We start from the raw sequence: 24,546 nt of genomic DNA on the forward strand, positions 1-24,546 counted from the left end.
TGCGGCGCATGCCCCGATGGGGGATGATCTGTTGTCTCACGCTCGAGGGGGTAGCCCTCGCGGTGTGGGTCGGGGGGATGATTGTGCTGAGCGGTGCGGTGATTCCGGCGGTATTCAATACGTTCGGAGGACAAGACTCCGGAGGGATGTTTTTGACCCGTGCGTTCGAGGGGTATCATCGGTTCATCATCGGGGCCGGCGGCATTCTCGTTGTGGCGTTGTTCGGTCGATGGTGGAGCGGTGAGCCTCGTGTGGTGGTTCGTGTGAGCGAGATCACTGTATTGGGCATAATGGTCATGATCGCAGGGGTGATCATTCTGGTGTTGCATCCTGATGCAGCGGCGCTTCAAGCGCAGGCATTTGCAACAAAGGATGAGGGAGCCAAGAAAGCCGCGTTCGAGGCATTCTTTCGCGTGCTGTTGCCGATTCGATCGCTATACATGGTCAACTTGGCATTGGGCCTTCTGCTTGTTGGGATCAGAGCAAAACACGTGATGGACTACGACGGAAGGCAATCGTGAAAAAGGCGGTTTTGGCATTGGCGGATGGGACGGTCTTCGAAGGCCGTGCGCTTGGTTACGAAGGTGAAACAGTCGGTGAGGTCGTGTTTAACACGGCCATGACCGGCTACCAGGAAATACTGAGCGATCCGTCGTACAAGGGACAGATCATCACGATGACTTGCCCACAAATCGGGAACTATGGCGTGACGCCGGAAGATGTGGAATCCCGTCGAGCCTGGGCTGAAGGGTTTGTCGTGCATGAAGCGAGCCGATTGGTCAGTAACTGGCGAGGTAAGCAGACCCTTCACGAGTCGTTGGTAGAGACTCACGTTGTCGCCATTGAGGGGATCGATACCAGGGCGTTGACAAGGCATTTGCGCGAGCATGGGTCGCAACAAGGCTGTATCACGCATCTTGACCTCGACCATGACCGGGCGATTGGGCGAGCCAGACAGGCACCCGGTATCGTTGGGCGAGATCTCGCTGCTGAAGTGACCTGTGCGCATTCCTACGAGTGGACGACCGGGACGGGTGATTGGGCACCATGGCCAAACGGTGAAGAAACAGGAAGCGGTGCACGCTGGCGGGTTGTTGTCTATGATTTTGGCATCAAATACAACATCCTAAGACGATTGGTGGATGTTGGATGCGATGTGACCGTCGTTCCTGCCGCCACGTCAGTCGAAGCGGTGGCAGCCCTCAAGCCGCATGGAGTTTTTCTTTCGAATGGTCCCGGAGACCCTGAGGGGGTTCCGTATGCCGCAAAGACAGTGGAGCAACTGATCGGTCGCTATCCCATTTTCGGGATCTGCTTGGGGCATCAGATCCTTGGCCTCGCGTTTGGACTCAAGACCTACAAGTTGAAGTTCGGCCATCATGGAGCGAATCACCCCGTGATGGATCTACGAACAAGAAAAGTGGAAATCACTTCGCAGAACCATAATTTCGCCGTGCAGGCTGAACCGATGCTCGTTGACATACCCAAGGTTTCGCCTGTGATCGATACGCGATATGGACGACTTGCCATGACACATGTCAGTTTGAATGACTGCTCGGTTGAAGGGATGGCCTCTCTTGATCATCCGGTTTTCTCGGTCCAATACCATCCGGAGGCAGCACCGGGACCGCACGATGCTGCGTATCTGTTCGGTGAGTTTGTGCGGCGTATGGAGAACCACTATGCGTAATGCTGTTGTGATGGGTGTGATTGGTCTGATGTTGTCCGGCTGTACCTTCAATTTCCCCCTGTTTCCTGGCCCTGGCCCATTACAGGAAACGCAAGTCGACGGGACGGGAAAGGCAAAGGTTCTATTGATCGAGATTTCCGGGATGATCAGTTCGCAGGAGAAAGAGGGATTCCGTCCAACCCCCAGTATGATCGCAAGCGTGAAGGAGCAACTAACCAGGGCTGCGAAGGATGAGCAGATCAAAGCGATAGTCCTGCGCATCAATACACCCGGAGGTACGGTCACAGCCTCGGATATCATTTATCATGAATTAAAGACGTTCAAAACCAATCGCAAGGTTCCCATTATTGCCTCCATTATGGATCTGGGGACGTCGGGTGGCTACTATATTGCAGCGGCAGCCGACAAGGTTCTGGCGCATCCGTCATCCGTCACCGGGAGTATCGGGGTCATCATGCTTACGGTTAATGCCAAGGGGTTGCTCGAGAAAATTGGAGTCGAAGCGACGGCCGTGACGTCAGGTCCTCGCAAGGATATGGGCTCGCCGTTTCGAACCATGACGGTGGAGGAACGAGCCATTTTCCAGGGGTTGATTGATTCATTTTATCAGCGATTCTTGACCATCGTGCAGGAAGGTCGTACCAATTTGCAGATGGAACAGATCAAGCGGCTGGCTGATGGTCGTATCTATACGGGGGAGCAAGCGAAGGAGGCCGGTTTGGTCGATGAGATCGGCTATCTCGAGGACGCGGTTGAGGTCGCTAAGAAACAAGCCGGTCTGACGGAAGCCCGCGTTGTGACGTACCAGCGACCAGGTGAGTACTCGAACAACGTGTATTCGAAGCTAGTGGCACCGAGCGGACTCGCCAGTCTTGCTGAGCTCGATCTTGCGACAGTTGTGCGTGGGGGAACTCCTCAGTTTATGTACCTGTGGATGCCTTAGGAAAAAGAAAGATGCCGATGGTGTGGCTGGTGTTAGAATGAAGGGGGAGAGTGCGGTAGGAGTGACAGATGGTGCAGCCGTCGGACCACGAGATCGACCGATTGCTCGCAACGCCCGTTGGTCGTCGGACGTTGCTACTCGGAGGTGTTCGCAGAGCGCTGGGGCTCTCGAGTCTCCTGACAATGGGGTGCGTGGGAACTCTGGCCGCGGCAATGAGCGGATGTGTCAGGGCCCCAGGGACCGCTCGGGATCAGTTTATTTATATTTCCGAGGAAAAAGAAATGGCGATGGGGGTCGGTGCCTATCGGGAATTGCTTCGAAAAGCACCGGTGAGCGACGATCCTGAGTTGAATGAGTTGGTCAATAGGGTGGGGAATCGCATCGCGGCTGTCGCGAAGAAACCGGAATATCAATGGGAATTTGCGATCATCCGAGATGATCGCACGATCAATGCCTTCGCTCTTCCCGGTGGAAAGGTTGCAGTGTTTACGGGAATTTTGAAGATTACGAAGAACGAAAATGGCTTAGCCACCGTGATCGGTCATGAAGTGGCACATGCTCTTCAACGACATGGCGCAGAACGATATAGCCGGAGTATTCTGGAAACGATTGGTCAGGTCGGTGCGTTGGCTGCCGGAGCCGCAGCTGGCCGACCGGATGCAGCCATTGCGGCGATGAGCGCCTATGGTGTCGGGGTGTCATTACCATTCGGACGAAAACAAGAATCAGAAGCAGACTACATCGGGCTCAAACTGATGGCGCAGGCTGGGTACGATCCTCGAGAGGCAGTTCCGTTTTGGGAGCGAATGAGTGGATGTCCCAGGCAGATGATTGACAAAGTGTGTTTCCGATCTCAACATACGATTCCCGAGTTTTTGTCCACACATCCCTCTGATCTGGCGCGTATCAATCAGATCGAAGCCTGGCTCCCTGAGGCCATGAAGTACTATCATGCCACTCAGGAGAATCAGGGGCCAGTTCCGGCTCCCTATCACCCCGTCATTGGTCCAGAACTTCCATCCAGTTAACGACTGTCAGTAGATCACCATGCCAAAACGCACGGATATCCAATCGATTCTGATGATCGGCTCAGGCCCAATCGTGATCGGGCAAGCCTGTGAATTTGATTACTCCGGTACACAAGCCTGTAAAGCTCTTAAGGCCGAGGGCTATAAGGTCATTCTCATCAATAGTAATCCGGCCACAATCATGACCGATCCAGAGCTGGCTGATCGGACCTATGTGGAACCGATTACGTTGGAGGTCGTCGAAAAGGTCATCGAACGAGAACGGCCTGATGCCTTGCTGCCGACCATGGGCGGACAAACGGCCTTAAACACCACGATGGGCTTAGTCAAACGAGGCGTGCTCGAGAAATATGGAGTTACCCTTGTGGGTGCGTCGGCGGAGGCGATCCATAAGGCCGAGGATCGAGAGGCATTTAAGCAGGCCATGCAACGGATCGGGCTGCGTGTGCCGAAGAGCGGGACGGCGCATAGTCGACAGGAGGCCGTTGCCATTGTGGAGACCGTCGGGTTTCCCGCGATCATTCGCCCTTCCTTTACGATGGGAGGGACCGGTGGAAACATTGCTTACAATCGTGAAGAGTTTGAGCGGTTGATTGAGTGGGCACTGGCCATGAGTCCGGTGAGCCAGGTCTTGATCGAGGAATCGGTGATCGGTTGGAAAGAGTATGAATTGGAGGTCATGCGTGACCTGAAAGACAATGTCGTCATCGTGTGCTCCATTGAAAATTTTGATCCGATGGGGGTTCACACCGGGGACAGCATCACCGTGGCGCCGGCCATGACCTTGACCGACAAAGAATACCAACACATGCGGGATGCGGCTCTGCGCATCATTCGCGAGATTGGGGTCGACACGGGCGGATCGAACATCCAGTTCGGTATCAACCCGGCCAATGGTGAGATGGTCGTCATTGAAATGAATCCTCGGGTATCCCGAAGTTCGGCGTTGGCATCGAAGGCGACCGGGTTTCCAATTGCGAAGATCGCCGCCAAGCTTGCCGTCGGATACACGCTGGATGAGATTACCAACGATATTACCGGAGTGACAAAGGCGTCGTTTGAGCCGGCTATCGATTACGTCGTGGTCAAGATTCCTCGATTTGCTTTTCAGAAGTTCAAAGGGGCCGATCCGACCTTGACGACCCAAATGAAGTCGGTCGGTGAGGTGATGGCGATTGGGCGTACTTTTAAAGAGTCGTTGCAGAAGGCCATTCGTTCGTTGGAATTGGAGCTGAACGGGCTGGTGTCGCGGTTCGGCCTGGATCGCGGTGTGCCGACGGGATTCAATCGTTCGGAGGCCATCGAGAAACTTGAGGGAGTCCTCCGCACGCCATTACCCGAGCGACTGTGGTACCTGGCCGACGCCATGCGCATGGGGTTGACCGACAAGGAATTGAGCGCAACGACGAAAGTCGATCCCTGGTTCTTGGATCAGGTGAGACAGTTAGTGGATTTTGAACGAGCCCTTGTCGGGCATGCGACCAACCCGATTGAGTGTTTGAGGGGAGAACTCCTCTGGGAAGCCAAGGAACTCGGCTTTTCGGACGATCGCATTGCTCACTTGCTGGGCTGTGAAGCCGGGATGGTTGCGAAGGCACGCATGGAACATCGGGAACGGCGCGTGACCTATAAACGAGTCGATACCTGTGCTGCGGAGTTCGAGGCTCAGACGCCGTATCTCTATTCCACCTATGGCCGCGAGTGCGAAGCAAGGCCGTCTGATCGAAAGAAGGTTGTCATTCTTGGTGGAGGACCTAATCGTATCGGACAGGGTATCGAGTTCGACTACTGCTGCGTGCATGCAGCCATGGCGCTTCGGGAAGAAGCGATCGATACGATCATGGTGAACTGCAATCCAGAAACCGTGAGCACGGATTACGACACCTCTGATCGCCTCTACTTTGAGCCGCTCACCCATGAGGATGTGCTGAATATCGTGCATCGGGAACAGCCGCTTGGTGTGGTGTTGCAATTTGGGGGACAGACACCTTTGAAGCTTGCGCTTCCGCTCTCAAAGGCTGGTGTCAAGATTCTCGGCACCAGTCCTGATGCCATCGATCTGGCGGAGGATCGTGAACGGTTCCGTGAACTGTTGAATAGGCTTGACTTGCGTCAGGCGGAGAGCGGAACCGCTCGATCGATCGAGGAAGCGGTGCGGATTGCCGGGCAGATCAGCTATCCGGTCATGGTGCGTCCGTCGTATGTCTTGGGTGGACGGTCCATGCAGATTGTCTATGACGAAACCGGCCTGTTGGAATACATGCGGTCGGCGGTCAAGGCATCGCCCAACCATCCCGTGTTGATCGATAAATACCTGGCCGACGCGATCGAAGTTGATGCCGATGCGATATCAGATGGGGAAACCGTAGTGGTCGCAGGCATTATGGAGCATATTGAAGAGGCTGGGGTCCACTCCGGCGATTCAGCCTGCTCGCTTCCTCCCTACACCCTTGAGAAGCCGATTGTTATTGAGATCGAGCGTCAGATGAGAATGTTGGCCAAGGAGTTGGGAGTTATCGGGTTGATGAATGCTCAATTTGCCGTCAAGGGAGAGACGATTTATGTGTTAGAGGTCAATCCACGCGGATCCCGGACCGTTCCGTTCGTGAGTAAAGCGATTGGTGTGCCGCTTGCAAAGCTAGCGATGATGGTGATGATGGGGCGCTCGCTGAGGGAGCTTGGATTGACACAGGCTCCGGTACCTGTGCATTTCTCGGTGAAAGAGGCGGTATTCCCATTCAATAAATTTCCAGGGGTCGATGTGCTGCTCGGGCCGGAGATGAAATCGACTGGAGAGGTGATGGGCCTGGACGAGGATTTTGGATGGGCATTTGCAAAATCCCAGGCGGGGGCCGGGGCTGTGTTGCCGACCTCGGGAACGGCGTTCATTAGCGTGAAAGCATCGGATCGTCCTGCTGCGCTCGAAGTAGGGAGGGCGTTGAGTCAGCTGGGGATGCGAATCCAGGGAACGAGTGGGACTGCCGGCTATCTCCGAGAGCATGGACTTCCCGTGGAGATTGTGAATAAAGTGGCCGAAGGCAGACCGCACATCGTTGATCACATTAAGAACGGCTCAGTGGCCATTGTCGTCAATACGGTACGGACGGCCTCGGCGCATGTCGATTCGCTCGCCATCAGACGAGAAGCACTCCATCGGGGAATTCCCTATTTCACGACCATGCGAGGGGCCCACGCCGCAGCGATGGCGATCGAAGCGATCCTGAAAAAAGATCTGTCGATCCGGACATTGCAGGAGTATCATCAGGCTTAACCCAGTTGAGGAGCAACCGGAGCATGCCGACACCAATCACCAAGAAAGGTTTTGAAGCGTTACAGGCTGAACTCGTCCGACTGCGCAAAATCGAGCGTCCGAAGGTGATCGAGGCGATTGCGGAGGCGAGAGCGCACGGCGATCTCAGTGAAAATGCCGAATACGATGCCGCCAAAGAGCGTCAGGGTTTCATTGAGTCACGGATCTCCGAACTCGAGGGAAAGATCGCCGACGCGCGCATTGTGGAAATCACCGGGCGCACCAGCGAGACCATCGTCTTTGGGGCGACGGTATTGGTGGTTGAGCAGGAATCGCAATCCAAGAAACAGTATACGCTGGTGGGGCAAGATGAAGCCGATATGAAGTTCAACAAGATCTCAGTGCAGTCGCCCGTCGGTCGTGCCTTGATCGGGAAACGTGTCGGCGATTTTGTCGAGGTGAAGACTCCCGTCAAGATGGTTGAATACGAAGTCGTGGAGATCAAATTCGAGGAATGTTGACGTGCCGGAGGCACGACCCCTCATCGCCTTGCTGACGGATTTTGGAGAACGTGATAGCTTTGTCGCCAGCATGAAGGGAGTGATCCTCTCGATCAATTCGTCCGCGCTGCTTGTCGACCTCTCTCATCAGATCACATCGCATCAGATTCAGGAGGCCGGGTATTTCCTGAAGTCCTGTTATCGGTACTTTCCGGCAGGAACGATCTTTGTCGCCGTCGTTGATCCCGGAGTCGGGACCGAACGTCGGGCATTACTCGTGTCTGCTGCGGGGTTCTTGTTTGTCGGTCCGGATAACGGGTTATTCACGGAAATTTTGGAACAGGAGGTCGGAGCCAAGGTCTGGCAGATCACCGACCCACAGTATCGCTTGGAAACGGCCGGATCGACCTTTGATGGTCGAGATGTGTTTGCTCCGGCTGCCGCCTGGTTGAGTAAAGGTGTCCCGCCGTCGTTTTTTGGACCGACCGTCCAGGATCCGATTCGACGTTCCGTCGCGATGCCGGTCTGGCACGAGGATGTGCTGATTGGAAAGATCGCGTCTGTCGATCGATTTGGAAATCTTATTTCCAACATCACCGCGAGGCAGATCCGAGAATTTCGAGGTGTGACGGGACAATCTGTCGAGATTCACATCGGAACCTATATCATCAATGATTTGGTCGGAAGTTACAGCCAAGGCCATCGTCAGAGTCCGTCTGCGCTGATCAATAGCGGTGGGAACTTGGAGATTTTTCTGCAGGAAGAAAATGCGGCACGTTGTCTTCAGTTTGCCGTGGGCGAAGAAGTCCGTCTGTGCTGACCTGATCGTCCTAGCCCACATTATTCATGAACACTTCTGCTGCAATCGCCGATCCGCTGTTCCGACGAGCCTGCGGCCAGCGGGCTCGCCCCTTGAACCCTCAACGTACTGCACGAGTACGCTTCGGGTCCTCCGGGCTACGCGCGCTGGTCTCACGACGCGGCTGAGCGATTTCGCCACGAACTGTCAGGAATAATGCGGGCTAGCTGAGTCGCAGTTTCTTCAAAAAGCCTCGTTCTTACCCACCCACCCCGTCGCGCCAAGACGCGGTCTTCACCGAACAAAGCCACAGCGAGCGAAGAGGTACTGTGCCTTCGCCTTCTATACGTTGAGCCTCTGAGCGATGCGAGAACGCAGCTGAAGTGATTTCCAGCAACCTGCTGTGTCAGCGGATCGCCTTGTCGATATGATCACAGACATAGCTGGCGAACGGGAGTGAACAGGTAAAGGCCGGAGAAACCGCGTTCAGCACGTGCATCGAACGATGGTCGCCTTCGAGGACAAAATCCATTTCGAGTTTCTTTTTGGTGATGTCGAGGAGTTGCGCGCGGATGCCGGGTCGCCCCCATGTGTGATAATTGCGTTCGTCTACTCCCTCGGCGAGGACAGAGGCCAACGCCACCATTTTGCTCCTAGAATATTTGGCCATCTCCTCCAGCGCCAACCGTCTGAAGTCGAATCCCGCTCCGGTCAGCAACCCGAGTCCTCGGCTCGCGACTTCTACCAGCTCGCCGAGATTAAAATTCCCAAACCCGTCGTAGTTTTCACGCCACATGGCCGGGATGGCGGTTGGGCCGATCTTGGCTTTCCCATCCGCCGTGATCGTGAAGTGAACACCAAGGAACGGGTTTCTGAGATCGGGGACAGGATAAATATTCGTGCGAATCGAACCGGGAGGTTCATCCGAGTACAGATAGAGCCCCTTGAACGGGAGGATGCGATATTTTTCAGAAAAGCCATAGTCCATGGCGATTTTATCAGCGTAGAGACCTGCGGCATTCACCACATAGCCGGCGGCAATGCGGTCCTGGTTTGTTCGAACGGTCCCGTTGTCTCGCCCTCGATAGGCCGTATCGCACTGAATGTGAACACCCTCACGAAGCGCATCCTGCTGCATCGCATTGACGACATGGAGAGGGTTGACGGTCGACGTGCGGGGGGAGAACAGTGCTCGTTGATACGTTTTGACTCGAGGTTCGATCGATTTCGCCTCTGTTTCCGTGAGGGGTTGGAGTTCAATGCCGTTGATCCGGCCTCGACGGAATAACTCGTCAAGTGAGGGTAAGTCCGCTGCATCCTTGGCGACCACGAGCTTCCCGCATTTATTGAGGGAGATCTGTTTCTCTTCACAGTACGCCGTGAGTCGCTCATTCCCAAGGCGTGTAAATTTAGCTTTCAGGCTGTCGGGTGAGTAGTAGAACCCCGCGTGGAGGACCCCGCTGTTGCGCCCGCTGGCATGGGCTCCACAGGAGGGCTCCTTTTCAATCAAGAGGATGCTGGCATCTCCGCGCCTGGTTCGGAGTTCACGTGCGATACTGAGGCCGATGACTCCGCCGCCGATGATGAGAAAATCACAGGTCTTCATAGAAGGCATGTCGTGCTACCGGTTGGTTGGCGTACCCTGGGTTAAGGATAAATCTATTTGCAGAGTCTCTATGGATTGCTTGAGAATTTCCACCGTTTTCTTCAATTCATCTTTGGAGATGGAGAGTGGTGGGATGAGTACGAGGACATTCCCGATCGGTCTCAAGATCAATCCCTTTGATCGGGCGATGGCTGCCACGCGGTGGCCGGCCTTGGCGCTGAGTGGGTAGGGGGTCTTGGTCCGTTTGTCCATGACCAATTCAACTCCCGCCATCAGTCCCCGCTGACGAACGTCGCCGACCTGAGGGAGCGCCGCGAGGGGTGCGAGCCATCGGCTGAACAGCTTGATGGTGGAAGAGAGTCGAGCGAGCGTCTTTTCCTGGCGAAATACCTTGAGATTGGCGAGCGCCACGGAACAGCCCAGAGGGTTACCGGTAAAACTGTGGCCATGGAAGAAGGTCTTGAACTCGTCGTAGCTGCCGAGAAAGCCCTGATAGATCTCATCTGTTGTCAGAGTTGCCGCCAAAGGCATGTATCCACCGGTGAGTCCTTTGCTGATGGCCATCAGATCCGGCGTGACCCCTTCCTGCTCGCAGGCGAACATCTTGCCGGTACGTCCGAAGCCTGTTGCCACTTCATCGGCGATCAGCAACACGTGATAGTTCGTGCAAAGCTCACGGATTCGCGTGAGATAGCCGGAGGGCTGGGGGAGCATCCCGGCAGCAGCTTGCATGACCGGTTCGATAATGAAACCGGCTAAGTCCTTGTGGCGGCGTTGAAGAAGTTGTTCAATAGGGTCGAGACAGGCCATATTGCAGGAGGGGTACATCAGCTTGAGCGGACAACGGTAGCAATGGGGCGGCTCGGCTTCCAGAGTTGGGAACAAGAGCGGTTTAAAGCGCGAATGGAAGAGTGCGATATTACCAACGCTGACGGCTCCAATCGTATCTCCATGGTAGGCGAGTTTCAGATGGAGGAACGTATTCTTCTGGCCCGCCTCGGGATGGCGCTGTTGCCAGTACTGAACGGCCATCTTCAGGGCAATCTCCACCGCTGTTGAGCCGTTGTCCGAATAGAAGACGCGGGTGAGCCCTTTAGGCGCGATGCGGATCAACTCACGGGCGAGCTCAATCGCCGGTGGGTTCGAGAGTCCGAGAAATGTCGAGTGGGCAATCTTGTCGAGCTGCTTCTTGAGGGCGCGGTCAAGGGTCGGGTGGCGATGGCCATGGAGATTGACCCAAATGGAGGAGGTGCCGTCGAGATATTTGTTGCCCTCCGTATCGATCAGGTAGGAGCCTTTCCCACGCTCGATGATGAGCGGTTCCTCTTGCTCCCACTCCTGCATCTGGGTAAACGGATGCCAGAGATAGCGGCGGTCCCATGTTGCGAGTTGTTGAGTGGTCGGCTTGCGTGCCATGTGTGGAACACATTAGTTGTGGAGTGCATGGCTCATGGCGTATAGCAGAGACGAAGGCACGTGCATGTCATTGGGTGCTGGCGCAATACGCTATATGCCATCTGCTCTTCTCGGCGCCGCTGCGGGCGGCGCGTGATTATAAGTGGGGGTGATCTCTTTGACAACCCGGGAGGCAGTTACTATAATGAACCGATTTTTTACCCATGAGTTAGGATTTGCAAAGTCTTATACGCAACTTTTCCATAATCGCTCATATCGATCACGGCAAATCAACCCTCGCTGACCGGTTCCTAGAAGCTACTGGCGCAGTCACTGCTCGAGAGGCGAAAGATCAGATCCTCGATGCCATGGACCTCGAGCGGGAACGTGGCATTACGATCAAGGCCCATGCAGTGGCCATCCGGTACAAGGCCAAGGACGGGAAGACCTATGCGTTGCATTTGATCGATACGCCGGGGCATGTCGACTTTACCTATGAGGTCTCGCGAAGCCTGGCGGCTTGCGAGGGGGCCCTCCTGCTTGTTGACGCGACGCAAGGCGTGCAGGCCCAGACGATTGCCAACGTGAATTTGGCGATGGCGAACAACCTGACCATTATTCCGGTGATCAATAAGATTGATCTCGCGAGCGCGGACGTCGATGGGACCAAACAGTCGATTGCAGACGTGTTGCAACTCGAAGCCGATAATGCCCTTCCCATTAGTGCCAAGGAAGGCAAGGGTGTGCCGGAGGTCTTGGAAGCGATCATTGCTCGGGTGCCGCCTCCGTCAGGGGATCCGCAGGCGCCTCTCAAAGCGCTGATCTTCGATTCATGGTTCGATAACTATCAGGGTGTGATTGTGCTGACGCGCGTGGTCGATGGTTCCATACGGCCTGGTATGAAGATCAAGGTCATGTCGAACGATCGGACGTTCGAAGTCATGGAAGTCGGGTACTTTGCTCCCAAGCGTACGAAGAAGACGGAGCTGCTGACCGGCGAGGTGGGATATCTCTGCGCCAATATGCGTGAAGTGGCGGACGTCAAAATCGGAGATACGCTCACGGATGCGGTGTCGCCTACGCGTGAGCCGTTTCCAGGGTATAAAGACGTCAAACCGTTGGTGTTCTGCGGGCTGTATCCTACCGACACGGCCAGGTATGAAGATTTGCGGGATGCGTTGGTCAAGCTCCGGCTGAACGATTCGTCGTTCGTCTACGAACCGGAAACGTCCTTGGCCTTGGGGTTTGGGTTTCGGTGCGGGTTCTTAGGTCTGCTCCATATGGAGATCATTCAAGAACGCCTTGAGCGTGAGTATAATTTGACGCTCCTCACCACGGCTCCAACCGTCGTGTATCGCGTGATGACGACCAAAGGCGAAGTGTCGGAGGTCATGAATCCGTCGCAGCTTCCGCCGCCCAGCAGCATCGAGTCGTTCGAAGAGCCGTTCATTCTCGCGTCGGTCATCACACCGGAACGGTATATGGGCGCCATTCTTCAGCTGTGTCAGGAGCGTCGAGGCATTCAACGGAGTATCCACTTTCTGGATCCGACGCGGGTGATGATCAGTTATGAATTGCCCCTCAATGAGGTCATTCTTGATTTTTACGATAAACTCAAGTCCCGCACGCAGGGGTATGCGTCGCTGGACTACGAGTTGCTCGGCTATCGCGAATCCGATCTGGTGCGGCTCGATATCTTGCTGAACGGCGAGGCGGTCGATGCCTTGTCCTTTATTACGCATAAGGATCGTTCCGTGCAACGCGGGCGTCAGCTCGCTGAAAAAATGAAGGAATTGATTCCGCGGCAGATGTATGAGATCGCGATTCAGGCGGCCATCGGGAGTAAGATCGTAGCGCGTGAGACAATCGGTGCGATGAAGAAGAACGTGTTGGCGAAATGCTACGGCGGCGATATCACGCGAAAACGGAAGTTGCTGGAGAAACAAAAGGAAGGAAAGAAACGCATGAAAGCGGTCGGCAGTGTCGAAGTTCCGCAAGAAGCTTTCCTGGCGATTCTCAAGGTCGGAGACGAATGAGCTCGGATTCCAATCAGCGCAATGTGGACAAGTTGTCCAGCGGGTCAAGGCCCGGTGAACCGGCCTCGCTGACCGGTGCCAAGATTGCGAATAACGCCGACCAGGCTGGACGCAAGTCCATCGTGCGAGAGTATGCAGAAGCGATAATCGTCGCCATGTTGTTGGCGTTCGCCATCCGCGTATTCGTCGTGCAGGCCTTCAAGATTCCCTCAGGATCCATGATTCCTACGCTGCTGATCGGAGATCATATTTTGGTCAGCAAGCTGTCGTATGGTCTGCAGTGGCCGGCTGACTGCAAACTGCAGTGGAGTTTTCCGCCGGTCAATTGTTATACGTCCACCACCGTCGTGACGTTCGGCAAGCCGCAACGTGGCGATATCATCGTCTTTCGGTTCCCCGAGGATGAAGAGAAGGATTTTATCAAGCGCATTGTGGGACTGCCTGGAGACACGGTTCAGTTACGGAACAAGGTCGTCCTGGTAAACGGTCAGCCGCTTGATGACAAAACCTTTACCCAACGCATTGATCCCGGCATCATCGACGGGACGGTCAACCCTCGCGATAATTTCGGTCCCGTGACGGTTCCTGAGGAGTCCTATTTCGTCATGGGCGATAATCGCGACCAAAGCCTGGACAGTCGGTTTTGGGGGTACGTCCGTGAGGAGAAAATCCGCGGCAAAGCGTTCCGTATCTATTGGTCCTGGAATGGACAGGGAAATTGGACGGAGTGGGTTCGGTGGGAACGATTCGCCAAAGCCATTCAGTAAAGAAAACCGGGGGCGTTGTTCTTCCCAAGAAGGATGCACAGGGGAAGACCGAACCTCCGTCACCCACGGTACTCCGCGAGTATCTGCGTCGGTTTCCTCAGGCCTCCGTCCTTGTCATCGGTGATTTGATCCTTGATCATTATGTGATGGGACGAGTGAGCCGGATCTCCCCTGAGGCGCCGGTCCCGGTCGTTCATGTCGAATCGGAGTCGATCCGCTTGGGCGGGGCAGCCAACGTCTACAGCAATATTATGGCACTCGGAGGGAAGGCCTATCTCTGCGGGGTGATCGGAGCGGATGAAAGCGGGAAGCGGCTCCTCAAGGAACTGGGGAACACCAGGGCAAGCCTTGGCGGAGTTGTGACCGATCGCGAGCGGCCGACGACCAGAAAGAGTCGGGTCATTGCTCACAATCAGCAGATCGTGCGGTATGACATTGAAGGCCGAACTGAGTTGAGGGCACCGCTGCGTCAGAAGATCGTCCGGTTTGTTGAGTCAAAACTCCGTGAGCTTTCCTGTATCGTCGTATCCGACTATGCCAAAGGCGTCGTGTCATCGACCCTGATGGCGGAGATCACACGGTTGGCGGCGTTGCGTCGGGTTCCGGTCGTCGTCGACCCGAAGGTCGAACACTTTAATTTCTATAAAGGCGTGACGGTCATTACGCCGAATCACCTTGAGGCGACTCAAGCGTCGGGGATGCACGGGGACGACAATCAAACGATCAACGAAGCCGGAGCCATGATCCGTCAGCGACTGGGGTGTCGGTCCGTGCTGATCACGCGTGGGGAGAAGGGCATGAGTCTCTATGAAGGGGACGGGCAATCATGGCATCTTCCGACGAAGGCGCGGCAAGTCTATGATGTGACCGGTGCGGGAGATACGGTCATTGGGACGCTGGCGCTCGCGCTCGCGGCAGGAGCCGATATCAAGACAGGGGCCATGATGGCTAATTATGCGGCCGGGATCGTGGTCGGAATGGTGGGCACTGCGACGGTGTCACCTGCACAGTTGTCTGAGGCTTTTGGAGCATGACGAAAGCGTCGCGCACCGTGACCGTGGTGATTCCCGCGCGATACGGCTCATCCCGTTTCCCCGGGAAGCCGCTGGTCGAGCTGAACGGCAAGCCGATGATTCAGCATGTGTACGAGCAGGCGGCTGCCTGTCGTGCCGTGTCGGAGGTGCTCGTCGCAACCGATGATGAGCGTATCAAACAGGTGGTCGAGCGGTTCGGGGGGCGGGTCATCATGGTCGCCGGCGATTATCGGACGGGAACGGATCGTGTGGCTGCGGTGGCCCGCATGTTTGCGGGAGATTGCTTTGTGGACTTGCAAGGAGACGAGATCCCCTTGACGCCGGACCTCTTGACCGATCTCATCGAACCGTTTTTGGGAAGCGGCGCGGGGATGGGAACCCTGAAGCGAGTGATCGATTCGACGGACGATCTCCTCAATCCTGCCGTGGTGAAAGTCGTGACCGATACGAAAGGCGACGCGCTCTATTTCTCACGTGCTCCGATCCCGTTGGTTCGCGACAACCCACAGCCGCACGCCGTCGGAGGGCTTCACTATATTCATCTCGGATTGTACATCTATACGAAAGAGACATTGCTTCGATTCGCCTCCCTCCCGACCAGTCGCATCGAGGACGCTGAAAAACTTGAGCAACTTCGTGCGCTCGACCATGGCATTCGCATCCGTGTATGGGAAACCAAACATGCTTCACTGAGGGTGGATCGTCCGGAGGACGTGTCTGATGTTGCGGAACGACTTCAGGAGTATCTTGCGGTCAAGCGCGAGCTGAAGAGCAGCGGGATGTTTTTTAAAGGATGAGGTGTACAGCTGAGGTGGGTCAGCCTGACGTCCAGGAGAGGGGGGAGCCATGAATAAATTCATTTTTGTGACCGGTGGAGTGGTCTCATCACTTGGGAAGGGACTGGCATCGGCTTCTATTGGAAACCTCCTTGAAAGCCGCGGGTTAAAGATCACCTTTCTCAAGCTGGATCCTTATATCAATGTCGATCCCGGGACGATGAATCCCTACCAGCACGGCGAAGTCTTCGTCACAGACGACGGCGCTGAGACCGATTTGGACCTGGGCCATTATGAGCGATTTACTTCGCTCTCACTGACGAAGGAAAGTAATTACACGACAGGCCGGATCTATCATTCAGTCATTACGAAGGAGCGGCGGGGAGACTATCTTGGAGGGACGGTGCAGGTCGTGCCGCATGTGACGGATGAGATCAAACAGGCGATCACGCGGATCTCCAAGGGAGTGGACGTCGCCATTATCGAAATCGGCGGGACGGTCGGAGACATTGAAAGCCTCCCGTTTCTTGAAGCCATCCGACAGATGCCGTACGACGTCGGGCGCGACAATGTGCTGTATGTGCATCTGACGTTGGTGCCCTACATCGGCACTGCCGGTGAACTGAAGACCAAGCCGACGCAACATTCGGTCAACAAGCTTCGGGAAATCGGTATCCAGCCGAATATTCTCTTGTGCCGAACGGACCGGCATATTCCTCCGGAACTCAAGGGCAAGATTGCGATGTTTTGCAATGTGGACAAGGATGCCGTGATCACGGCGAAAGACGTCGAGACGATCTACGAAGTGCCGATTGTCTTTAGAAAAGAAGGGTTGGATGAATTGATCGTCCGTCAGTTGCATCTCGAGACCGGTCAGCCGAATCTTCGCGAGTGGGATGCGATGGTGCAGAAGATCAAACGGCCTAAGCACGAAATCTCCGTTGCGCTGGTCGGAAAGTATGTGGGGCTAAAGGAGTGTTATAAGAGCCTAGGCGAAGCGTTGGTTCACGGCGGAATCGACCATGAAACAAAGGTCAATATCAATTGGATCGAGTCCGAAGATATCGAACGGCAAGGGACGGAGCGCATTCTGCGCGAAGCTGATGGGATCTTGATTCCCGGTGGATTTGGGACAAGAGGAATTGAGGGGAAAATCACCACGATCCGATATGCACGGGAACGTCAGGTGCCGTTCCTCGGTCTATGTTTAGGGATGCAATGTGCGGCGATCGAGTTTGCGCGAAATGTGGCAGGGCTGTCAGGGGCCAACAGTGCGGAGTTCGATGAACAGTCGCCTCATCAGGTGATTCATCTCATGCCGGATCAGCAGGGTATCAGCGATAAAGGCGGGACGATGCGGCTCGGATCTTATCTCTGTAAGTTAGGAGAAGGGACGTTGGCCCAGAAGATGTATGGCGTCAACGAGGTTCGTGAGCGCCATCGCCATCGCTATGAGTTCAACAATGCCTATCGCGAACGGTTGGGTGCGAAGGGACTTGTCCTGAGCGGCCTCTCGCCGGATGGACGGCTGGTCGAAATCCTCGAATTGAAGGATCATCCTTGGTTTTTGGGAACGCAGTTTCATCCCGAATATAGTTCCCGTCCGCATCGACCGCATCCTCTCTTTAGCGGATTTGTGGGAGCGGCTCTCCGGAAGAAGTTGGGGCACTGAATATGAGGGTGAAGGCCAAGGCTCAGATTGAGGTTGCGGTGACGAGCCTGATCTCTGTGTTATGGCATTCTGTTCTCCACTCAACCTTGCCTTTAACCTAGGCGCGGTGACCATGGCACATCTTGTCGACATCGGTTCCTTCAAGGTCGGGCAGGGGCAGCGGCCGTTTCTGATTGCCGGTCCTTGTGTGATCGAGAGCGAGCAGCTCGTCATGGAGACGGCGGGGCGAATTGCCGAGCTGACGAAATCTTTGGGGATCCCCTACGTTTTCAAGTCGTCATTCGATAAGGCGAACCGAACATCCATTCATTCATTCCGAGGCCCTGGTTTAGAAAAAGGGTTGGCGGTGTTGAAGCACGTGAGGGAGCAACTGAGACTGCCCGTGTTGACCGACGTGCATACGGAAGAGCAGGCGACGGAGGCCGGGAAAATCGTGGATGTCCTGCAAATCCCGGCGTTTCTTTGCCGGCAGACGGATCTCTTGATCGCGGCAGCCAAGACCGGAAAGATCGTCAATGTGAAAAAAGGACAATTTCTTTCGCCGACCGAAATGGGAAATGCCGTCAAGAAAATCGAAGAGTGCGGGAGTCAGCGGATCGTGCTGACCGAACGAGGATCGTCCTTCGGCTACAACAACCTTGTCGTGGATATGCGGTCCTTCCCTATCATGAGGAAGTTCGGGTATCCTGTCGTCTTCGATGCCACCCACAGCGTGCAATTGCCGGGTGGGGGTGGGACGAAGTCCAGTGGCCAGCGGGAGTTTGTCGAACCATTGGCCTGCGCGGCAGCCGGGGCAGGGGTTGACGGATTCTTTATGGAAGTCCATCCGAATCCCGATGAAGCGCTGTCCGATGGACCCAATATGGTACCGTTGCATCAGTTGAAGGCGTTATTGGAACGGGTGGTGCGGATCTGGGATGCCGCACAACCGACAAGCTGAATGATCGTATAGGGTGTAGAGCAATGACAATGGGTGCAAGACGAGGACTTGCTGCACGATGACGGGAAAGTTGGCCGGGCGCGAATCAAAATCCGCCAAGCTGGAAGAGAGCCTGTCCGAAGGGCGACGTGTACTTGAGATCGAGGCTCGAGCGGTGGAGGCGTTGGTCAGTCGGCTCGATGAACGATTCGTCAAAGCCGTGGATGTGCTCGTTCGATGCAAGGGGAAGGTCGTAGTCTCGGGCATGGGGAAATCAGGGTTGATCGGGCAAAAGATTGCCGCCACCTTGGCAAGCACGGGAACGTCCTCGTTCTTTTTACATCCGGCTGAGGGGGTCCATGGCGATCTCGGCATGTTGGCTCGTCGGGATGTCTTGGTGGCGATCTCCAATAGCGGCGAAACCCAAGAGCTGTTGCAGTTGCTCCCATTTGTGAAACGCTTGGGGATTCCGGTCATCTCCATGACAGGACGGATGAACTCGACCTTGGCGAAGAACTCGGATGTCGCGCTGGATGTGTCGGTGGCGGAGGAGGCTTGTCCGATGGGGTTGGCTCCGACTGCGAGCACGACGGCCACGCTCGCACTGGGTGATGCACTCGCCGTGGCGTTGCTGCAGAAACGGGAGTTCAAAGCAGAAGACTTTGCCCGGTTCCATCCGGGAGGTAGCCTAGGACGACGATTGCTGGTCAAGGTGAAGGATCTCATGCATGCTGATCCGGAAATCCCAATCGTTCAAAGCACCGTCGGAGGGATGGCGGCCATGCTGGAGATGACGGCGAAAAAGCTTGGGATGACGACGGTCGTCGATCAAGACGGCGCGTTGCTCGGCGTCATTACCGACGGCGATGTGCGGCGGTTTATTCAGCGTGGAACGGACTTGGTGAATGCGACGGCGAAGGAGTTAGCCACACCCAATCCCAAATCGATTGGACCAGATGAATTGGCGGCAAAGGCGGTGGAGATGATGGAGCGGTTTTCCATTACGACGTTGGTCGTGACCGAAGACGGCCGCACCATTCAAGGCGTCGTCCATTTGCATGATTTACTCAAGAACGGGATCGTCTAACAGGATGTTGAAAAAGTCCACCAGCGTCGTTCGCTTGCGAAATGCGAACAACGAGATACAAAAGTGCGGCCTTGCCCGGGGAGCGGCGCGTCTTGGCGCGCCGGGGTTGGGTGGGTGAAAACGAGGGCCTTTTTGACTATCCTGTTGGTGTTTGTCAGTCGACTTAGTGTTTTGGTGATTTGGTAGGAGAAGAATGGGGCAATGAATCGAGTGCTGGAAATATGGCGTGATATCGGGCAGGACTCGCTCAATCTGCCGAATTTCCTGACACTCGTTCGCATTCTTTTGATTCCGGTCTTTATCATTCTCTTTGTGAATCCCACGCCGGATCAGTCACTGGCGGCGGCGATCGTCTTCACCATTGCCTCGGTGACGGACATGTTGGACGGCTACATCGCTCGGCGAACGGGCCAGGTGACCAAGCTCGGCAAGTTACTTGACCCCATCGCGGACAAGCTTTTGGTCTTATCAGCGCTCATCCTACTCATGAATGTGGATCGGGTGAGTGCGTTGGTTGTGTTATTGATCATTGCCCGAGAAGTGGCCGTCACGGGAATCCGTGCCATCGCAGCAGGAGAGGGAATGATCATTCCGGCGGAGACCACCGGCAAGTACAAGATGGCGCTCCAAGTCATCGCGGTCATCCTGCTGATTCTGGAAGGGACAGGGCTTGCGGAACTTGGCAATATGCACTTAGCCGGCACCGTCACCTTGTATTTGTCCTTGGTGCTCGGGTACATCTCCGGCGGGCAGTATGTGTGGAGTTTCTGGAAGCAGGTTGTGGCTAAAGGGCTCTAGTCAGGATGTTGAAACTAGCCCCCAGCTTTGTTCTCGCATCGTTCAGACCCTCAACATACCCCAGAGGGTATGCCTCGGCCCTTCACTCGCTGCGGCCTCGCTGGATGTCTAGTTTGAACATCCTGTAGTGCGTTGGATTGGACTCTACTATCAACTCTCCTTGGCATTCCCTGTTACTCGAGCAGATCTGAAATGGGTTTGAAATGCCCAGGTCTTGTTCAGTTGCGGCTTCTTCAACAACAGATCATTGTCTGTACCTGTCTCCTATTCTGGATCACAGCCTGCAGCGAGAACACCACACCTCCTCAGCTTGAAGCATATGTGTATCCTAAAGGGAATGCGCAGTGCCCAGCAGGGGCTCGATCAGGACTAGTTGGGGCAACGGATGGAAAAGTTTCGGCTGAGGGCATTCAGTATATGGTCCGTACGCCCTCAAACTACGAAGCCACGTTTGCTCATCCCTTGTTGATGGTCTATGCTCCGGCGGGAATGAGTCGCTGGGCATCAGAACGGCTCACCGGCCTTACGACTGAGGCGACTAGAACCGGGTTTGTGGTGGTCTATGCGGATCACAAACAGTTGAATGTTGCGACCGTTGAACAGCTTGGGAAGATTCCGGAACTGGTAGCCAAGGAATGGTGTATCGATGAGAAGCGAGTATATGCAACCGGCCATTCTGACGGGGGAACCGCGTCGCTGGCTCTGGCTGTGCTCGACAAGACGAAAATAATTCCGGCCGCGATTGCGCCGAGCGCAGCGGGATGGACTGGAAAGGATCTTGAAGAGTTTCAATGTCCTGCTCCCATTCCGGTCATGATCATGCACGGCAAGAACGACACCCTGTTTCCGGGATGGGGCGCACAAACCTCAGCCTGGTGGGCGAAGTGTCATGGCTGTGATGTTTCCAAGACCAAGACGGTTGAGGGAGGTTGTCGTGTCTATCAAGGCTGTGCCTCAGGCGGTGCGACGGTCTATTGCGAGGGATCGGGAGGCCATCGGGACTGGCCCAATCTTAATCGTGTGACACTGGAGTTCTTTGCACATCCGGAGAAGTTTTTGTGATGGTTGGAAGCGATTGAGAAGGCAAATAGCATGGAACAACTGGGACTTATCGCAGGACTTGTGATTGTCGGATATCTGCTGGGTGGGGTGCCGTTTGGAGTGGTCATTTCCAAAGCGATGGGGCTACCCGATCCGCGCACGGTCGGCAGCAAAAATGTCGGGTTTACCAACGTGTTGCGTGTTTCCGGCAAACCGGCCGGCATCCTAACGCTAATCGGGGATATGGGGAAGGGATGGGTGATGGGGTTTGCCGCGATGCACCTCTTGCAAGATGAATGGGCGATTCTTGTTGTCGCCTTGGCGCCCTTCCTCGGGCATCTCTTCTCACCGTTTCTGGGATTCAAAGGTGGAAAGGGCGTGGCAACGGCACTCGGCTCGGTTCTGGGTGTGTCGCCGTTGGTTGGGCTATTGCTCCTGCTGGCCTGGATTGCGGCAGTTGCTATTTGGCGGTACTCTTCCGGCGGCGCATTGACGGCCTTTGGACTCTTTCCCGTCATTGCTGCGCTGATCCACCCATCAATCGAGTTCATGCTCTTCTCCCTCGCAGTGAGCGGGCTGATTGCGATCAAGCACAAGGGGAATATTGAACGGTTGCGGAATGGGACAGAGAGTAGGATCGGGCAGCGCGGCTGATCCTCCGTGCTCGCCCACCGCGCACGCAAGACCCATCGAACTTGCATCTAATCTGGCGGCGCTCGGTGGACGCGCGCACGTAAGGATCCAGCCGCACTGCCATCAGGGAGGGGGGAGAGGGGAATGTTAGGAGGAGATCGACGATTTGTCTTTGCCTATCATTACGTTAGCTCATACTCCACGAATTGGATACTTCTGCACGATCGCCGCACAGTTTTGGATAATGCCTGGGAGGTAGCTTTGGTCAATTTCAAACTCAAACCCAAACCAGTGCGACTGTGTGAGGTTGTTGGGCGTGATCTCAACTTGAGTGCGAATGTGGCCAAGGCGATCCGCTATCTTGAGTGATATTTTAAGCTCAGGCTCTATCGGTTCCAAGGTGGATGATGTTGAGGTACCTTCAAGCATGGCAGCGCACTGATTGCCGAGAGCATCAATGTCCGTGACCATCAGAATTGCTCCTTGAGCCCAGACGCTCGCGCCAGATTCACCACAATGTGCTGTCACCCTGAGCCAGTTACCATCGTAGTAATCCTGACTCTCTGGGAACTGCCTTCCATATACCCATAGTTGAAATCCGCCGATCTTCAGGTCAGGTTCTCCCAGATCTGCTGGCGTCAATCTTTCGTTCATGTCTCCGCGCGACCAATTAAGTGGAATGTCCTCTGAATATAGCACATGGATGCTGTATGCCTACGGAGACTCGGTTTCTATAATCCATTAGTGCCGATGCCGCTCATGCTGCTGGCCGATCCAATACCGAGTGGTGTCAGAGTTTCCGCGTGATGTTTTGCTAAAAGTGTAAGTTTAGCCCAAAGGTCACCATGTGGCCATTGTCCTGAAATTGCTTATCCTGCAGCGAGGCATCCTTCGACTCAATTTTCTCCAGCCAGATATGGCGGTAGGTGCTGTCGAGCGAGAGATGTTCGCTCAGGAAGAGCTGCAGGCCTGCTCCCACATGGGCACCGAAGCGATGTTGTGTCTTGTCGAAGCCGTGAGGCCCTTCGACATTGGTGAAGTACCAGCCGGCCCCCCCGAGAATGAAAGGAGACAGCCGCTTCGTCCCAAATGGATAGATCAATGCGGTTCCTTGAACTGGAAAGGTGCGGATGGTGGTGGAGCTGATATCCGTCTTGCGATAATCAACCGAGCCTTCAACGGCCAGAAATTTGAATGGGTGGAGGCGAAGTTGCCCGCCGCCGAACCAGTTCGCGTCACCCTCTTTGGGATCAAAGTACGTCGCCCGACCGCCTATGGAGAGCAGCCCAAGATTCACATCATCAAAGATTCCCTCTGCCGCAGCTTGATTGGTTCCGCCTTCATAAAACATTCCCGCTAGTACAACAGTGAGAGTCGTCACTACTACTGGTAGTTTCCATGGTTTCATCGTCACACCCCGCCTCTATGCAAAATTTGGACATTGTTGACAGCCATACTCATTAGACGTGGGTGTCTCTTCTTCGTAAACGCTGATCGGAAAAATCTTGCGGTTACATAGTGAGCGAGATCAGAGCAGTTGTTCTGTGTGGGGAGGAAGAAAACTATCGAGCGACGATGCTTACTTATAATGAATGGAGGAGTTTGGAGAGGAGCTGTACACGGGCACTTTAGGTGAGGCCAATTCTGGCAACGATGCTGTGAACGGTAGTCAGCGGCAGCAGAGGTCGACGATTTGTTGTTTGGCTCACACTCGTTGAAGATGATCGATGACTGCTTTCGTGAACTGACGAAATTCGTCGAGATGATGTACGCAGATCTGAAAGACGACATTCCAGTTTATCGATTGATAGCTATGGACGGCGATATTCCTGAAACCAACAGCCTTTGTGAGACGGTCAGCCAAAGCAGGAGTGATGATGTGAAGCTGTTGGAGAATTGCGAAGTTCTCGGCCATTGTGGAAGGAGGGACTGCGTCAGTCTCGGCGATCAGATGAGAGGCGATGTCGACGGAAAGTTGGACGGCGCGCTGGAGATTCAGTGCGATGATGTCTTGTGCATCTGAGTCTTGAAGAAGTTGCTCCACCGAGGAAGGAGTCTTGTCAGCGATTCGGTCGACGCAACGCCGGAGCGATTCCAATTTCGTTTCGACTAGATCCCGATCCATGCTTGTCGTCTCTCCGACAAAATGCGGCGATAGTAGGGCATGACGTCCGCTTCTTCATAGACCATGCGCAGAATAAGTTCGGCGTAATGTGTTCGATCGTGACACAGTATTCTGCGTCCCTTGGTCAGGATCTGATGAAGCAAAGGATTGTGAGTTCGGTCAAGATCGATGAGATCCACAGGGCGACCAACGGCCAGTGCAAGGTCTTCAATAATGGCGATGTGAGTCTGAGTTGTTAGCGGCGTGGAGGATGCGACTGCGATATCGAGATCACTGTCGGTGCGATTGCGATCCTGAGCCATCGATCCGAAGAGTATAGCCAAAGTGATGGATGGATACCGGGACATCACGGACTCAATCTTTCGATCGAGATCAGCGGCATGTGTGGAGTTCGGTCGTTCCATGCTTTTGAGTATCACGAATATGACAAAGTCGCAAGGAGATGGG

At 55.0% G+C, this 24,546-nt stretch carries 23 protein-coding genes; 17 read left to right on the top strand and 6 right to left on the bottom strand.

Features of this window, described 5'->3' with window-relative positions; translation table 11 throughout:
* Positions 1–8: 8 nt before the first annotated feature.
* From ACMTNU_RS07370 to ACMTNU_RS07400, 7 genes are all read left to right on the top strand, one after another.
* Positions 9–521: a DUF4149 domain-containing protein gene (locus tag ACMTNU_RS07370; protein WP_413934634.1), complete on the top strand. Its 513-nt coding sequence runs from the start codon at positions 9–11 to the stop codon at positions 519–521.
* Entirely contained in the window at positions 518–1,690 is a 1,173-nt protein-coding gene (carA, locus tag ACMTNU_RS07375; RefSeq protein ID WP_413934586.1) for a glutamine-hydrolyzing carbamoyl-phosphate synthase small subunit, read from the top strand. The genes ACMTNU_RS07370 and carA overlap by 4 nt, the downstream gene beginning before the upstream one ends.
* Positions 1,683–2,633: a signal peptide peptidase SppA gene (gene sppA, locus ACMTNU_RS07380; RefSeq protein ID WP_413934587.1), complete on the top strand. Its 951-nt coding sequence runs from the start codon at positions 1,683–1,685 to the stop codon at positions 2,631–2,633. Before carA ends, sppA begins: the two co-directional genes overlap by 8 nt.
* A gap of 68 nt (positions 2,634–2,701) precedes the next feature.
* Positions 2,702–3,661 (top strand): M48 family metallopeptidase, encoded by a 960-nt coding sequence (locus tag ACMTNU_RS07385; RefSeq protein ID WP_413934588.1) that lies wholly within the window; start codon positions 2,702–2,704, stop codon positions 3,659–3,661.
* A gap of 19 nt (positions 3,662–3,680) precedes the next feature.
* Positions 3,681–6,932: a carbamoyl-phosphate synthase large subunit gene (carB, locus tag ACMTNU_RS07390; protein WP_413934589.1), complete on the top strand. Its 3,252-nt coding sequence runs from the start codon at positions 3,681–3,683 to the stop codon at positions 6,930–6,932.
* A 23-nt stretch (positions 6,933–6,955) separates the two neighbouring features.
* Positions 6,956–7,432 carry a transcription elongation factor GreA gene (greA, locus tag ACMTNU_RS07395; RefSeq protein ID WP_413934590.1) on the top strand — a complete coding sequence of 159 codons (477 nt, stop codon included), beginning with the start codon at positions 6,956–6,958 and terminating at the stop codon, positions 7,430–7,432.
* Position 7,433: 1 nt separating this feature from the next.
* Positions 7,434–8,231 (top strand): S-adenosyl-l-methionine hydroxide adenosyltransferase family protein, encoded by a 798-nt coding sequence (locus tag ACMTNU_RS07400; protein WP_413934591.1) that lies wholly within the window; start codon positions 7,434–7,436, stop codon positions 8,229–8,231.
* A gap of 385 nt (positions 8,232–8,616) precedes the next feature.
* Here ACMTNU_RS07400 and lhgO read toward each other — a convergent pair whose 3' ends face one another.
* Both lhgO and bioA read right to left on the bottom strand, forming a co-directional pair.
* Positions 8,617–9,816 (bottom strand): L-2-hydroxyglutarate oxidase, encoded by a 1,200-nt coding sequence (lhgO, locus tag ACMTNU_RS07405; RefSeq protein ID WP_413934592.1) that lies wholly within the window; start codon positions 9,814–9,816, stop codon positions 8,617–8,619.
* A 15-nt stretch (positions 9,817–9,831) separates the two neighbouring features.
* Entirely contained in the window at positions 9,832–11,232 is a 1,401-nt protein-coding gene (bioA, locus tag ACMTNU_RS07410) for an adenosylmethionine--8-amino-7-oxononanoate transaminase (RefSeq protein ID WP_413934593.1), read from the bottom strand.
* 215 nt (positions 11,233–11,447) lie between these two features.
* Between bioA and lepA the strand changes: the two genes are divergently transcribed.
* The 10 genes from lepA to plsY all read left to right on the top strand — a co-directional run bounded on the left by lepA (position 11,448) and on the right by plsY (position 21,995).
* Positions 11,448–13,247, top strand: coding sequence for a translation elongation factor 4 (lepA, locus tag ACMTNU_RS07415; RefSeq protein ID WP_413934594.1), 1,800 nt, complete (start codon positions 11,448–11,450; stop codon positions 13,245–13,247).
* Entirely contained in the window at positions 13,244–14,014 is a 771-nt protein-coding gene (gene lepB / locus ACMTNU_RS07420; protein ID WP_413934595.1) for a signal peptidase I, read from the top strand. Before lepA ends, lepB begins: the two co-directional genes overlap by 4 nt.
* A complete protein-coding gene (gene rfaE1 / locus ACMTNU_RS07425) occupies positions 13,984–15,048 on the top strand; it encodes a D-glycero-beta-D-manno-heptose-7-phosphate kinase (protein ID WP_413934596.1) in 1,065 nt (354 codons plus the stop codon). The genes lepB and rfaE1 overlap by 31 nt, the downstream gene beginning before the upstream one ends.
* Positions 15,045–15,845, top strand: a complete 801-nt coding sequence (kdsB, locus tag ACMTNU_RS07430) for a 3-deoxy-manno-octulosonate cytidylyltransferase (protein ID WP_413934597.1) — start codon at positions 15,045–15,047, stop codon at positions 15,843–15,845. Before rfaE1 ends, kdsB begins: the two co-directional genes overlap by 4 nt.
* Before the next feature lie 49 nt (positions 15,846–15,894).
* On the top strand, positions 15,895–17,496 hold the full coding sequence (locus tag ACMTNU_RS07435; RefSeq protein ID WP_413934598.1) for a CTP synthase: 1,602 nt from the start codon (positions 15,895–15,897) through the stop codon (positions 17,494–17,496).
* Positions 17,497–17,608: 112 nt separating this feature from the next.
* A complete protein-coding gene (gene kdsA / locus ACMTNU_RS07440) occupies positions 17,609–18,436 on the top strand; it encodes a 3-deoxy-8-phosphooctulonate synthase (protein WP_413934599.1) in 828 nt (275 codons plus the stop codon).
* A 58-nt stretch (positions 18,437–18,494) separates the two neighbouring features.
* Positions 18,495–19,502, top strand: a complete 1,008-nt coding sequence (locus ACMTNU_RS07445) for a KpsF/GutQ family sugar-phosphate isomerase (RefSeq protein WP_413934600.1) — start codon at positions 18,495–18,497, stop codon at positions 19,500–19,502.
* Positions 19,503–19,703: 201 nt separating this feature from the next.
* A complete protein-coding gene (gene pgsA / locus ACMTNU_RS07450; RefSeq protein ID WP_413934601.1) occupies positions 19,704–20,300 on the top strand; it encodes a CDP-diacylglycerol--glycerol-3-phosphate 3-phosphatidyltransferase in 597 nt (198 codons plus the stop codon).
* A gap of 192 nt (positions 20,301–20,492) precedes the next feature.
* Entirely contained in the window at positions 20,493–21,362 is an 870-nt protein-coding gene (locus tag ACMTNU_RS07455; protein ID WP_413934602.1) for a poly(3-hydroxybutyrate) depolymerase, read from the top strand.
* 39 nt (positions 21,363–21,401) lie between these two features.
* A complete protein-coding gene (plsY, locus tag ACMTNU_RS07460; RefSeq protein ID WP_413934635.1) occupies positions 21,402–21,995 on the top strand; it encodes a glycerol-3-phosphate 1-O-acyltransferase PlsY in 594 nt (197 codons plus the stop codon).
* A 171-nt stretch (positions 21,996–22,166) separates the two neighbouring features.
* Here plsY and ACMTNU_RS07465 read toward each other — a convergent pair whose 3' ends face one another.
* From ACMTNU_RS07465 to mntA, 4 genes are all read right to left on the bottom strand, one after another.
* Complete coding sequence (locus ACMTNU_RS07465) at positions 22,167–22,445, bottom strand: hypothetical protein (RefSeq protein ID WP_413934603.1); 279 nt, start codon at positions 22,443–22,445, stop codon at positions 22,167–22,169.
* 343 nt (positions 22,446–22,788) lie between these two features.
* Complete coding sequence (locus tag ACMTNU_RS07470; protein WP_413934604.1) at positions 22,789–23,382, bottom strand: outer membrane beta-barrel protein; 594 nt, start codon at positions 23,380–23,382, stop codon at positions 22,789–22,791.
* Positions 23,383–23,679: 297 nt separating this feature from the next.
* On the bottom strand, positions 23,680–24,099 hold the full coding sequence (gene hepT / locus ACMTNU_RS07475) for a type VII toxin-antitoxin system HepT family RNase toxin (RefSeq protein ID WP_413934605.1): 420 nt from the start codon (positions 24,097–24,099) through the stop codon (positions 23,680–23,682).
* Positions 24,084–24,503, bottom strand: a complete 420-nt coding sequence (gene mntA / locus ACMTNU_RS07480; protein WP_413934606.1) for a type VII toxin-antitoxin system MntA family adenylyltransferase antitoxin — start codon at positions 24,501–24,503, stop codon at positions 24,084–24,086. Before mntA ends, hepT begins: the two co-directional genes overlap by 16 nt.
* Positions 24,504–24,546: the final 43 nt, after the last annotated feature.

It is taken from the genome of Nitrospira sp. BLG_1 (assembly GCF_047338595.1).
Classification (GTDB): domain Bacteria; phylum Nitrospirota; class Nitrospiria; order Nitrospirales; family Nitrospiraceae; genus Nitrospira_D.